The 12,939-nt window shown below is 63.4% G+C and carries 10 protein-coding genes; 1 reads left to right on the plus strand and 9 read right to left on the minus strand.

The window, feature by feature from the left end; all coding sequences use genetic code 11:
• Nucleotides 1-70 precede the first annotated feature (70 nt).
• From ACPWR9_RS00705 to ACPWR9_RS00745, 9 genes are all read right to left on the minus strand, one after another.
• A complete protein-coding gene (locus ACPWR9_RS00705) occupies nucleotides 71-754 on the minus strand; it encodes a methyltransferase domain-containing protein (protein WP_426312327.1) in 684 nt (227 codons plus the stop codon).
• Complete coding sequence (gene ubiB, locus ACPWR9_RS00710) at nucleotides 744-2,306, minus strand: ubiquinone biosynthesis regulatory protein kinase UbiB (protein ID WP_426312328.1); 1,563 nt, start codon at nucleotides 2,304-2,306, stop codon at nucleotides 744-746. The genes ACPWR9_RS00705 and ubiB overlap by 11 nt, the downstream gene beginning before the upstream one ends.
• Before the next feature lie 3 nt (nucleotides 2,307-2,309).
• A complete protein-coding gene (locus ACPWR9_RS00715) occupies nucleotides 2,310-2,921 on the minus strand; it encodes a ubiquinone biosynthesis accessory factor UbiJ (protein ID WP_426312330.1) in 612 nt (203 codons plus the stop codon).
• 149 nt (nucleotides 2,922-3,070) lie between these two features.
• A complete protein-coding gene (locus ACPWR9_RS00720; protein ID WP_426312332.1) occupies nucleotides 3,071-4,063 on the minus strand; it encodes a Tim44 domain-containing protein in 993 nt (330 codons plus the stop codon).
• 246 nt (nucleotides 4,064-4,309) lie between these two features.
• The gene (gene ubiE / locus ACPWR9_RS00725) at nucleotides 4,310-5,044 is read right to left on the minus strand and encodes a bifunctional demethylmenaquinone methyltransferase/2-methoxy-6-polyprenyl-1,4-benzoquinol methylase UbiE (RefSeq protein WP_150680200.1); all 735 of its coding nucleotides are present in this window, start codon (nucleotides 5,042-5,044) and stop codon (nucleotides 4,310-4,312) included.
• A gap of 71 nt (nucleotides 5,045-5,115) precedes the next feature.
• Nucleotides 5,116-5,532: a gamma-butyrobetaine hydroxylase-like domain-containing protein gene (locus ACPWR9_RS00730; protein WP_426312333.1), complete on the minus strand. Its 417-nt coding sequence runs from the start codon at nucleotides 5,530-5,532 to the stop codon at nucleotides 5,116-5,118.
• Between the two features lie 121 nt (nucleotides 5,533-5,653).
• Nucleotides 5,654-6,097: an HIT family protein gene (locus ACPWR9_RS00735; RefSeq protein WP_426312334.1), complete on the minus strand. Its 444-nt coding sequence runs from the start codon at nucleotides 6,095-6,097 to the stop codon at nucleotides 5,654-5,656.
• A 27-nt stretch (nucleotides 6,098-6,124) separates the two neighbouring features.
• The gene (locus tag ACPWR9_RS00740; RefSeq protein WP_426312335.1) at nucleotides 6,125-7,813 is read right to left on the minus strand and encodes a Na+/H+ antiporter; all 1,689 of its coding nucleotides are present in this window, start codon (nucleotides 7,811-7,813) and stop codon (nucleotides 6,125-6,127) included.
• A gap of 52 nt (nucleotides 7,814-7,865) precedes the next feature.
• Entirely contained in the window at nucleotides 7,866-11,861 is a 3,996-nt protein-coding gene (locus ACPWR9_RS00745; protein WP_426312338.1) for a DUF3683 domain-containing protein, read from the minus strand.
• Between the two features lie 492 nt (nucleotides 11,862-12,353).
• Between ACPWR9_RS00745 and ACPWR9_RS00750 the strand changes: the two genes are divergently transcribed.
• Entirely contained in the window at nucleotides 12,354-12,812 is a 459-nt protein-coding gene (locus tag ACPWR9_RS00750; RefSeq protein WP_426312340.1) for a (2Fe-2S)-binding protein, read from the plus strand.
• Nucleotides 12,813-12,939 lie beyond the last annotated feature (127 nt).

The following is a 12,939-nucleotide window of genomic DNA, read 5'->3' on the forward strand; positions in this document are numbered from 1 at the left end:
TAGCGGCGCGGGACACGCGCGGGGAAAAAATCACAAATCCCGGTGGCGCGCGTTGCAAATTTCGGGAAAATCAGCGGCGACGCCAGACCATCCAGTGCTCGGCCCCGGCAAATACTGGCACCGAATCGGCGACGTCCACCGGCCGATTCACTTCGCAGATGAAGTCTTGGGAGAGCAGCGCGTCCAGCGCGTCGGGGGCGATACCGAACGGCGGCCCCTTAGGCGTTTCGCGCAAGAAGTAGAACCCGGCCAGACGCGCACCGCTGGGCAGCAATTGCGCCACACGGCGGGCGTAGTCCTGCCAAAGCGTGCGCGGCAACGCGCAGAGAAACGCACGCTCGTAGATCACGTCGATCGTGAACGGCGGCGTGTACTTGAAAAAGTCCGCCTCCTCGACCAATGCGGCTCGCTCGCCCAATTGGGCTTTGGCCTGCTCGACGGCCACCGGCGAGAAGTCGATGGCACGCACCGGCCACTGCTGGGCACCCAGCCAAGCGGCCTCGTAAGCCGCGCCGCAGCCGGGGATCAACGTCGCTTGAGGCTTGGCCTCGCTTGCCACGAACTCACGCAGTGCACGCGGCACGCCAGCGGCGTCCCAAGGCATGAAGGCGCTGGCGAAGCGCTCGTTCCAAAACTCGGCACGCGACGAATCGCGATGGGAAAAAGCCGGTGCGGCAGGCGCAGCGGGATCAGTGGGCGCGGCAGACGCCGGCGCATTCACGGCCCCCGCTTCCGGACGACGTTTATCCACCATAGAGCCAGATAAAAGCAGCGAGTACACCGATGGCAACACCGCCGACCAGACAGAACGCCCCGGTCAGCAGCCGGTTCGTGCGGCGCTGCTCCTGAAGCAGCGCGAGCAGCAGCGTGTCGTCTTGCGGGCGGGCGTGGGCGGCGAGCGCCTGATGAATGAGACGCGGCAGTTGCGGCAACGTCTTGCTCCACTGCGGCGCCTCGGTCTTGAGCCGCTCCAGCCAGCCGCGCGGGCCGATCTGCTCAGCCATCCAGCGCTCGAGGAACGGCTTGGCCGTCTTCCACAGATCGAGATCCGGGTCGAGCTGACGCCCCAGCCCTTCGATATTGAGCAACGTCTTTTGCAGCAAAACCAATTGCGGCTGAATTTCGACGTTAAAGCGCCGCGACGTCTGGAACAAACGCATCAGCACCAGCCCCAGCGAAATTTCCTTGAGCGGCCGGTCGAAGTAAGGCTCGCACACCGCGCGAATCGCCCCTTCCAACTCTTCGACGCGGGTATCCGACGGTACCCAGCCAGACTCCAGATGCAGCGACGCCACCCGGTGATAATCGCGGCGGAAAAACGCGAGGAAGTTCTGCGCCAGATAGTTCTTATCGAACTCGGAGAGCGCGCCGACGATGCCGCAGTCGAGCGCGATATAGCGCCCGAACGTGGCCGGATCGAGACTCACGAGAATGTTGCCCGGATGCATGTCGGCGTGGAAGAACCCGTCGCGCAGAAACTGCGTAAAGAAGATCTCGACGCCCTCGCGCGCCAGCTTCTTCAGATCGACGCCCGCCTCGCGCAGCACCTCGATCTGGCTGATCGGCACGCCGCGCATGCGCTCCATCACGAGCACCGTGCTGGAGCTCAAGTCCCAATACATCTCGGGCACCATCAACATGCCCGAGTCAATAAAGTTGCGGCGTAATTGCGCGGCATTTGCCGCTTCGCGCATCAGGTCGAGCTCGTCGTGCAGATACTTGTCGAACTCGGCCACGACCTCGCGCGGCTTCAAACGCTTGCCGTCCGGCCACAGGCGTTCCACCCAGCCCGCCAAGTCGCGCATGAGCGCCAGGTCGCTGTCGATCACGCCGAGCATGTTCGGACGCAGCACTTTGACGGCGACTTCCTTGCCCGCATGCTGCCCTTCACGAATCCGTGCGAAGTGCACCTGCGCGATCGACGCGCTAGCGACCGGCGAGCGCTCGAACTCCACGAACACTTCTTCGAGCGGGCGGCCCAGCGACTTCTCGATCGCGGCACGCGCGAGCTCCGGATCGAACGGCGGCACCTGATCTTGCAAACGCGCCAGTTCTTGCGCGATGTCCGGCGGCATCAGATCGCGCCGCGTCGAGAGTACCTGCCCGAACTTCACGAAAATGGGGCCCAGCGCTTCGAGCGCCAGACGCAGGCGTTCGCCACGCGGTGCCTTCAGGCCCCCGCGCCCGAACGACAGCACGCGCATGACGCCACGTGCAAACGGATGGGGAATGCTGGAGAGCACCAGCTCGTCGAGGCCGTAGCGATAGCAGACGAAGAAAATCTTGATGAGGCGCAGAAGTCGCATCGGTCAGCGGCCTCCGGTCGAGCGCGGCACGCCGGGCTGACGTTCGAGCTTCTCGAGTCGCTTTTCGAGCCGCGCCAGATCGTCGCGCAAGGTGCCGATATCGGAACGCATGGCGTCGAGCCGTGGCCGAGCCACGAGCAGCGGATTCTCTTCCACGAGATAGTCGGTCAGCGAACGGGCCAGCGTGGCCCCCGTGCGGCGAGCACCGGCCACGGCGGCCTTACCGGTTTCGGTCACACGGTGTGCGGCGGCGTCGCCGATGACCTTGCTCAGGTCCTCGGCGGCCTCCCAGCGCAGGTGCTGGGCAAGATAGGACACCGTATTGGCGAACTCGGCATCGCCCTCGATTTTCACATGACGCATGACAGCGGCTTGTCCACCGCCCGCGAAGTCAGCCAATGCCGAAGGCGGCACGGCGATGCTGACGTCGCAGGGAGTGTCGGCCTCGAAGGCGGCGAGATAGCCGTCGTCGCCCACCTGCAAGCGCAGGTCGAACGGCGACATCGCCAGCCGGGCGGATGCGCCGATGTGGTGGCGCAGACGTTCGCGCGCCCACGGTTCGCGGGCGAGCAAGTGATTCACGGTGGCGGCAAAGGCTTTGGCGGCGACGGTCATGAGCTAGGCGGCCGGCCGGCGCAGAACACCGGTCGCACCGAAAGACGTCGCCCGCAGTACAACAGCCTGCGGGCGGCAAAAACAAAAGAGCCCGCGCTTCAAACGCGGGCTCTCATTGTAAGGCAGGTTACGGCAAAAACGGCGGGAGCTTAGTTCAGCTGCTGAATCCCGGCCAGCACCCAACCGGCGTTGCCGGTGACCGGCTTGGTCAGGTTCCAGACTTCGTTGAACGGCTCGGCCGCAGCGCCTTCGGCTTCACGGATCAAGCCCGAGAAACGCACGCTGGCCATGTACTCGGTAGCGGTTTGCTCGATGCCGAGCAGTTCGGCGTCGAGTTGGACCACGTCGGTACGGTTGGTCGACTTGCCGCGCTCTTCCAAGTCCATCTTGATTTCCGCGAACATCTGCGGCGTCGTGAACTCGTTGATGTCGGCTTGATCGCCCTTGTCCCAAGCGGCTTGCAGACGGTTGAAGTAGACCTTCGAGCTACGCAGGAAGCCTTCGACGTCGAAGCCAGCCGGCACACCGAACGGACCCGCGGCAGCGGCTGCGGCACCCGCAACACCGGCGGCGGCCGGCACGGCCGACAGCGTCGATTGCGTCGGTTGGGACGAGGCAGGCTGTTGCGACGCGTTATCCCACGACTGACGCAGCGAGTTGTTCGAGGCGTCGTTGCCTGCACCGGCACCAGCGTAGGCCGGGGTTTGCGACTGCGACTTATTGCCACGGAAACGACGGATGACCCACAGCACGGCGAAAGCGATCAACGCGATGATGATGACGTTGGCCATCATGCTGGCGAATGCGCCGCCCATACCGAAGTGCGACAGCAGGGCTGCGATACCCAGACCAGCGGCCAGACCGGCGATCGGGCCGAGCCAGCGGTTGGCGGGCTTGGCCGCGGCGGCGGCACCTGCGGCGCCAGCACCGGCGGCTGCCGGGGCAGCTTGGTTCGGCGTAGCGCTCGGGCTTTGGGCCGGTTGTTGCGGCGTGGCTTGACGCTGCGTCACGGTGTTGGACTGCTTGCCGACGCTCCGGCCGCCGCCAACGCGCTTGGCGTCAGCGTCCGCGATCGTCATGCCGACCGCCAATACGCCGGCCACTACGCCCAACAACAGCTTGTTTTTCATGAACTGGAACATCGCTCTGGTCTCTCCGTGGAGTTATAAGGTGCTAACTACTGACAAGCGTCTTTCGGATTGGTTCACACGCTTTTTACGTATCGAAACCAAACCGTACACTGAGCGGCGATTCTGCCACAGAGAAAATGCCCTGCGCATGAAAAACGCCCCGCGCCGGAACAAAAGTCCCGCCTGTCGGGGCGTCTAAACAAGCAGACCGACTTGTCATACCCGCCGGACTACTAAGTCACAACTAATTAAGTAGATTCAGAACTTGCGGCCGATGTGCAGCGCGACCACGCCGGCGGTCAGGTTGTGGTACTCCACGCGCTCCAGACCGACGTCTTCCATCATCGACTTCAGCGTTTCCTGATCCGGGTGCATGCGAATCGACTCGGCCAGATAGCGATAGCTGTCGGCATCGCCCGCAATGCGCGAGCCGAGCCACGGCAGCACCTTGAACGAGTACGTGTCGTAGGCCTTTTCCAGCGGCTGCCACACCTTCGAGAACTCCAGCACCATGACCTTGCCGCCCGGCTTGATCACGCGGCGCATCTCGGCGAGTGCGGCGTCCTTGTGCGTCATGTTGCGCAGGCCAAAGGCCACGGTCACCACATCGAAGTAGTTCGACGGGAACGGCAGCTTCTCGGCATCGCACAGCAAAGCGGGAGTGACGATGCCCGCGTCGAGCAGACGATCGCGGCCCACGCGCAGCATCGATTCATTGATGTCCGTGAGCCAGACTTCGCCGGTCGGGCCGGCTTGGCGGGCGAACGCCTTCGACAGATCGCCCGTGCCGCCCGCGATGTCGAGCACCTTGAAGCCGGGGCGCACGGCGGCGCGGCCGATCGTGAACGCTTTCCAGATGCGGTGCAGGCCACCCGACATCAGGTCGTTCATGACGTCGTACTTGCTCGCTACCGAATGGAACACTTCGGCGACTTTGCCTGCCTTTTCCTTCTCGTCGACGGTCTCATAACCGAAGTGGGTCTGTTCACCCATCGCAATCTCCCAATTCATCAAAGCGGCGCACACAGCGCCGCCGTTGCATCAGTGCGTCAATACGCCACGCGTCAATGGTGGTGGCAGCCGTGGCCGCTGGCGGGCGACGGCATCGGCGTGTCGCGCTCGACGCCTGCGGCAGCCAGCTTGTCGAGATACTCCTGCCAGAGCGCGTCCTGACGCACGCACAGCTCGTAGAGGTAGTCCCAGGAATAGATGCCGGTGTCGTGGCCGTCCGAGAAGACGGGCCGCACGGCGTAGTTGCCGATCGGCTCAAGGCCGTTCAGCGTGACTTCGCGCTTGCCGGTCTGGAGCGTTTCCTGCCCCGGGCCGTGGCCGCGCACTTCCGCCGACGGCGAGAGCACGCGCAGGAGTTCGAACGGCAGCCGGTAGGTTTTGCCGTCTTCATATCCCAGCTCCAGCACACGCGAGGTGCGATGCAGCGTGAGGGAAACCGGAATCGGCGTGTCTTTCTCCAGCCCTGCCATGTGTGTGACTCCAGAAATTCGGTCGGTGTGCCGCGCACACCGGCGGGAAGTATAGCGGTTCAGGTAGCTGCCGACCATGCAGGCGGGCGCGCTTGCCTGCGTCAGCGCCGGCTAGTTCGCGTCAGTTCGACGTCGGCCACGCCGGGATGCGGCTCAATTCTGCCACGATCGCTTCACGCAACGCCGGTAGCCATGCTGCCCGCTCGGCGAGTACGGCTTGCGGCACCTCGCGTTGCGGCGCGCTCCAGACCGAGCCCGGGAAATGGATATCGTCGCGGTAGCGCGGAATCACGTGCCAATGCACGTGCGGCACCATGTTGCCGAGGCTCGCCACGTTGACCTTATGCGGCGACATCACCGTGCGCTGCGCCGTCTCGACGGCGAACACCACGCGCATCACATGTTCGCGTGCGGCTTCAGGCAAATCACTCATCTCGGCTACGTGCGCGCCCCAGACCACGCGCGCGAAACCCGGATACCCGGCCTCATTGGCCAGCACCACCCGCAACACCGGGTCGCGCCACACCACCTCGCCGCCGTCACCTGCGCAAAACGGACAGTCCATGATCTTCTCCCTTGATCGCCGCACCTGTCAGTGCTTTTTGCCTTTCGTTCGCTTGCCGGTGGCCGGATCGACCGGCCCCAGTGCAAGTTCGGCGAAGTCGATTTCGCTCAGCATCTCGCGCAGCGTTTCGTCGTTGATGCGATGCGTGATGCGCAGTCTCGACAACTCCACGCGTTCGGCCTGAATTGCCGCCGCGCGCAATCGGCGCTCGACTTCCACCTCGCGCACCGCACGCTCGCGTGTCTCGTCGGTGGCGGTCGATGCGTTGAGCGTGCGGCGATAGCGTCCCATCACGCGGGCGGCCGCTTCGGCGCACACGGCGGTATCGAGTTCGTCGCCCGACTTCGCAATCACCTTTTGCAGCGACTCGACGGCGCGAATGGCGGCCTCGGACGCTGCGACCCGCGCCTCACCCATCTCACGATTACGCGGGTCTTCGGCGGGCCAGCGCACGCCGCGCAAGAGAATCGGCAAGCCGAGACTGCCCCCGATCAGCGAGAGCAGAATCACGCCCGCCGCCAGAAAAATCAGCAGATCGCGCCCGGGAAACGGCGCGCCGCCGGGTAAAGCCAGCGGCACCGAGAGCGCACCGGCCAGCGTCACCGCGCCGCGCACGCCCGAGAGTGCCGTCACACCGGTAAAGCGAATCCCCGGCTTAAGGGTGATTTCACCGCGTCGCATGCCCATGAAATACATCACGCGCCACGCCACCCACACCCAGCAAAAGCGCAGCACGATCAGCACCGCCGAGATGGCGCCGACGTAGAACATCAGTTCAGAGAGCTTCGTGAGCGCCGCCCACAAGTGTTCATGGGGGCCGAGCGCCGCGCGCACGATATCGGGCAGTTGCAGCCCGAGCAGCACGAACACCGCACCGTTGAACACAAATTCGAGCATCGACCAGACACCGTTGCCGAGAATGCGCGTGACCGTGCGGGTATTGAGCAAATCGGTCGAGCTCACCGTCATCCCGGCGGCCACTGCCGCGAGAATGCCCGAGAACCCGAAGTGCTCCGCCAGCAGGTAAGCGGCGAACGGCATGAGTAGCAGCAACAGCACGACCGTGGCGGGTTCTTCCGTGGAGGCGTCCATCACGCGGCGGTGAAACTGCGTGAAGAGCCAAGTCACGGCCCAACCGGCGAGCAGCCCGCCGAGTGCGATGACGAAGAACGAGAACGTCGCGTTACCGATCGAGAAGATGCCCGTCGTGGCGGCCACGAGAGCGAACTTGAAGACGACGAGGCCCGAGGCGTCGTTCATCATCGCTTCGCCTTCGAGCACGTGCATCAGCCGCGTGGGCATACGCATGCGCCCGGTGAGCGCGGAGACGGCAACGGCATCGGTCGGCGAAAGCACGCCGCCGAGCGCGAAGGCCACGGCCAGCGGAATCGACGGAATCATCCAGTGGATGAAATAGCCCACGCCCAGCACCGTGAAGATCACGAGACCGAGTGCCATGGCGATGATCGGCACGCGCAGGTGCCAGAACTCGCGCTTGGGCATGCGCCAGCCGTCGGCGAAGAGCAGCGGCGGGATAAACAGGAGGAAAAAGATCTCGGGATCGAGATCGATGTGCACGCCCGCGCCCGGATAAGCGAGCGCGGCGCCCACCGCGATCTGGACAAGCGGAATCGGGAGAAACCGCACAAAACTGCCCAGCACACCGGTGAGCGCCACCACGAACAACAGGATGAGCGCTGTAAAAACTACTTCCATGCCACCTCCATGGTCCGTCGGTCAGGCATCGGCCGCGTCCACGAGAGAAGCATCAGACCAGCACGCGTTCGATACCGCCGTTGTTCGCATCTTTGACGTAGTCGGCCATCCACTGGTCGCCGAGCACATGCTTCGCGATTTCCACGACGATGTAATCGGCGGTGACGTCAGCGTCTTCGTTATAGCGCGACAGGCCTTGCAGGCACGACGGGCAGCTAGTGAGGATCTTCACTTCCTCGACCTTGCCGTCGGCGCGCAGCTTGGCTGCACCCTTGCGCATCTCTTCTTCCTTGCGGAAGCGGATTTGCGTCGAGATATCCGGGCGCGTGACCGCCAGCGTACCCGATTCGCCGCAGCAGCGATCGTTCTTCTCGATCTTGTAGCCGTCGTTCTCGGTGCCCATCAACTGGTTCACGAGCTTGACCGGGTCCATCGTCTTGATCGGCGTGTGGCACGGGTCGTGATACATGTAGCGCGTACCGCCCACCCCTTCGAGCTTCACACCCTTCTCGAGCAGATACTCGTGGATGTCGACGATGCGGCAGCCCGGGAAGATCTTCTCGAATTCGTAACCGGCGAGCTGATCGTAGCAAGTCCCGCACGACACCACGACGGTCTTGATATCGAGATAGTTCAGCGTATTGGCCACGCGGTGGAACAGCACACGGTTATCCGTGACGATCTTCTCGGCCTTCTCGCCCTGACCCGAGCCGCGTTGCGGGTAACCGCAGCACAGATAGCCCGGCGGCAGCACCGTTTGCACGCCCACGTGCCAGAGCATGGCTTGCGTGGCGAGGCCCACTTGCGAGAACAGGCGCTCCGAGCCGCAGCCCGGGAAATAGAACACCGCTTCCGAGTCGACCGACGTCGCCTTCGGGTCGCGAATGATCGGCACCACCTTGTTGTCTTCGATATCGAGCAACGCGCGCGCCGTCTTCTTCGGCAGGTTGCCCGGCATCTTCTTGTTCACGAAGTGGATCACCTCTTCGCGCAGTGGCGGCTTGCCGACCGTGGCCGGCGGGTGCGCCATCTGCTTCTTCGCGATTTTCTTGAAGATGTCCGCACCGAAGCGCTGTGCCTTGTAGCCCCAGTCGATCATCACCTTGCGGGTGATATTGATCGTCTCAGGGTTCGTCGCGTTCAGGAAGAACATGCCTGCCGCAGCACCCGGGTTGAATTTCTTCTTCCCCATCTTGCGCAGCAGATTGCGCATGTTCATCGTCACGTCGCCGAAGTCGATCTTCACCGGGCACGGGGTCGCGCACTTGTGGCAGACCGTGCAGTGATCGGCCACGTCGTTGAACTCGTCCCAGTGCTTGATCGACACGCCGCGGCGCGTCTGCTCTTCGTACAGGAACGCTTCGATGAGCAGCGAAGTGGCGAGAATCTTATTGCGCGGGCTGTACAGCAGGTTTGCGCGCGGCACGTGCGTTGCACACACCGGCTTGCACTTACCGCAGCGCAGGCAGTCTTTCACACTGTCGGCAATTGCACCGATATCCGACTGCTGCATGATCAGCGATTCGAAACCCATCAGCCCGAAGCTGGGCGTGTAGGCATTGCGCAGATCCGCGGGCAGCTCGGGCAGGTTCAGCAGCTTGCCCTTGTTGAAGCGCCCTTCCGGATCGACGCGCAGCTTGTACGCGCGGAACTCGCCGATCTCTTCTTCCGTCAGGAATTCGAGCTTGGTGATCCCGATACCGTGTTCGCCCGAGATCACGCCGTCGAGCGAGCGCGCGATATCCATGATGCGCGCCACAGCCTTGTGCGCATCCTGGAGCATCTCGTAGTTATCCGAGTTGACCGGGATATTCGTGTGCACGTTGCCGTCGCCCGCGTGCATGTGCAGCGCGACGAACACACGGCCGTGCAGCACGCGCTTATGGATCGCTTGTGCTTCGTCGAGAATCGGCTTGAATTCCCCGCCCGAGAAAATCTGGCGCAGTTCGGCGCGAATCTCCTGCTTCCACGACACGCGCACCGTGCGGTCTTGCAGCAGGTCGATCAGGCGCGTGTCCGGATGCTTGTTCAGCCGATCGTTCAGCGCGACGTTCATGTCGCGAATACCGTGACGATTGAGCAGCGGAATCGCGTCGTTCAGCGACAGTTCGAAGTTGTCGCGCAGGAACACCCAGCGTGCGCGCACGTCGCGCAGCAGCGTGAGCGCGGTCTGCACGCGGTCTTCGAGCAGTTCCGCCGACGGAATCTCGTTCGCGTCATCGGTCTTGCCCAGCGGCAGATTGCCCGCTTCGAAGAACTTTTCGAGGGCGTCGACCAGTTGCAGCTTGTTCTTGAGCGAGAGCTCGATGTTGATGCGCTCGATGTGGTCCGTGTACTCGCCCATGCGCGGCAGCGGAATCACCACGTCTTCATTGATCTTGAAGGCGTTGGTGTGGCGCGCGATGGCGGCCGTACGCGAACGGTCGAGCCAGAACTTCTTGCGGGCTTCGGCCGAGACAGCGACAAAGCCTTCGCCGCTCTTGCCGTTGGCCATGCGAATCACTTCCGAGGTGGCTTGTGCCACAGCGGTGTCGTCGTCGCCGACGATATCGCCGATCAGCACCATCTTCGGGAACGCGTTGCGCTTCGACTTCGTGGCGTAGCCCACGGCGCGCAGATAGCGTTCGTCCAGATGCTCCAGACCGGCCAGAATGGCGCCGCCCGCAGCCGTCTGCGCGAACATGTAGTCCTTGATTTCGACAATGCTCGGAATCGCTTCCTTCGCTTGGCCGAAGAACTCCAGACACACCGTGCGCGTGTGCGCCGGCATCTTGTGCAGAATCCAGCGCGCGCTCGTAATCAGCCCGTCGCAGCCTTCCTTCTGAATGCCGGGCAGGCCTGCGAGGAACTTGTCCGTCACGTCCTTGCCGAGGCCCTCCTTACGGAAGCGCTTGCCTTCGATATCGAGCAATTCGGTTTTGAGCAGCACCGCGCCCGGGGCCTGATTGCCGTCGAACCATTTCAGTTCGAAGCGGGCGACCGGAATGTCGTGAATCTTGCCGAGGTTGTGATCGAGGCGCGTGACTTCGAGCCAGTTACCTTGCGGGTCGACCATGCGCCACCACGCGAGGTTGTCGAGCGCGGTGCCCCACAACACAGCCTTCTTGCCACCGGCATTCATCGCGACGTTACCGCCGATGCACGACGCGTCGATCGACGTCGGGTCCACTGCGAACACCAGCCCGGCGCGCTCGGCGGCTTCTGCCACGCGGCGCGTGACCACACCGGCGCCCGAGAAAATCGTCGGCACCGGCTTGTCGACACCCGGCAGGTCCGAGTATTCGACTTCGTCGAGTTGTTCCAGCTTTTCGGTATTGATGACAGCCGAGAACGGCGTGAGCGGAATCGCGCCGCCCGTGTAGCCCGTGCCGCCCCCACGCGGGATGACGGTGAGCCCCAGTTCGAAGCAGCCCTTCACGAGCGAAGCCATTTCGGCTTCCGTGTCGGGCGTGAGCACGACGAACGGGTATTCCACGCGCCAGTCGGTGGCGTCCGTCACGTGCGAGACGCGCGACAGGCCGTCGAACTTGATGTTGTCGTGGGCGGTGGTGCGGCCCAGCACCTTCTTTGCGCGGCGGCGCAGTTCCGCCATCTTCTCGAATTCACCGGCGAAATCGGCAACGGCGCGGCGCGCGGCCACTTCCAGTTGCTCCACGCGGGCGGCGCGTTCGCGGCCATGCGTGTCGGCGTGCTCGGCCACATCGGCGCGGCGACGCTTGTCAATTTCCGTCAGACGGTGATTCAGTGCGTCGATGAGCAGCTTGCGGCGCTTCGGGTTGTCGAGCAGGTCGTCCTGAAGATACGGATTGCGGCGCACCACCCAGATGTCGCCGAGCACTTCGTAGAGCATGCGGGCCGAGCGGCCGGTGCGGCGCTCTGCGCGGAGTTCGTCGAGGATGTTCCAGGCGTCGGCGCCCAACAAACGAATGACGATCTCGCGATCCGAGAACGAAGTGTAGTTGTAGGGAATTTCGCGCAGACGCGGGGGTTGGGCGGCTACGGCATGTTTTGCGTCGTGCGGCTCGAAGGCGGGCAAGGGTGCGTTCATCTTGTCGGGCTCGTCAATGCGGCGGTGCATCCGCCGTCGGCGTTCGTCTCGCGGGACGCGCCGAAAGTCAAAATCGGGTATGCGCTTGGAATTACCGGCCGCTGGCGACGGGTGCGCGCGGGCCGGCAAGGACGATCAGCGAGATCGACGACTGCCGTGCGAAGACGTCGATGCCGAATTTTGTTCGGTCATCGAGCAGAAGCACTGAGGGGTGTGGCAGTAAATGCGCATGCCCAGATCTTTCTTCCGGCTTGGGAAAGTGTTGGTAGGGGAATGTAGGCCGAATTGTACTTCATTGCACCGCAACACGTCGGCCCCGCAACGAACTCGCCGCGAATCGGCCAAGCCCGGCCGAAAACCCGATTTCCGCTAAAACGGACCGCTATATCCGTTTGAATACAACGACTTAGCGGCAATCGTGGGCTGAAAATTTCTTGGAACAGGAGTATGTTGGCGCGATCCCCCAATCATTCACCCGCCAAGAGGTGTCTTATGGTCTCGTTTCAACTGAACGGCCGTCCCGTGCAGGTCGATGTCGACCCTGCCACTCCCCTGTTGTGGACCCTGCGCGATGCGCTCTCGATGACCGGCACCAAGTTCGGGTGCGGGATGGCGTTGTGCGGCGCTTGCACCGTGCATCTCGACGGCGCGCCGATTCGTAGCTGCATCACCCCGGTCTCATCTGTTGCAGGCAAGAAGGTCACGACCATCGAAGCGGTCGGCACCGACGCCGTCGGCAAAGCGGTGCAGGACGCGTGGGTCAAGCACGACGTTCCCCAGTGCGGTTACTGCCAGAGCGGCCAGATCATGTCTGCCGCTGCCCTGCTACGCGACAACAAACAGCCTAACGACGAGCAGATCGATGCGGCCATGGCGGGCAACATCTGCCGTTGCGGCACCTATGCGCGCATTCGTGCGGCGATCAAAGACGCTGCCGCGTCGCTGGCCTGAGGCGAGGAGACACTGCCATGCGTGAACTTCGTTTCAACGGATTGCGTTTGCCCTTACGTCCTGGTGTGAGCATCGGCGACTACGCCGGCGTGTCCCGCCGTGCGTTTCTGAAAACTTCCGCCGTCGC

The organism is Pandoraea pneumonica, assembly GCF_049918595.1.
Taxonomy (GTDB): domain Bacteria; phylum Pseudomonadota; class Gammaproteobacteria; order Burkholderiales; family Burkholderiaceae; genus Pandoraea; species Pandoraea pneumonica_A.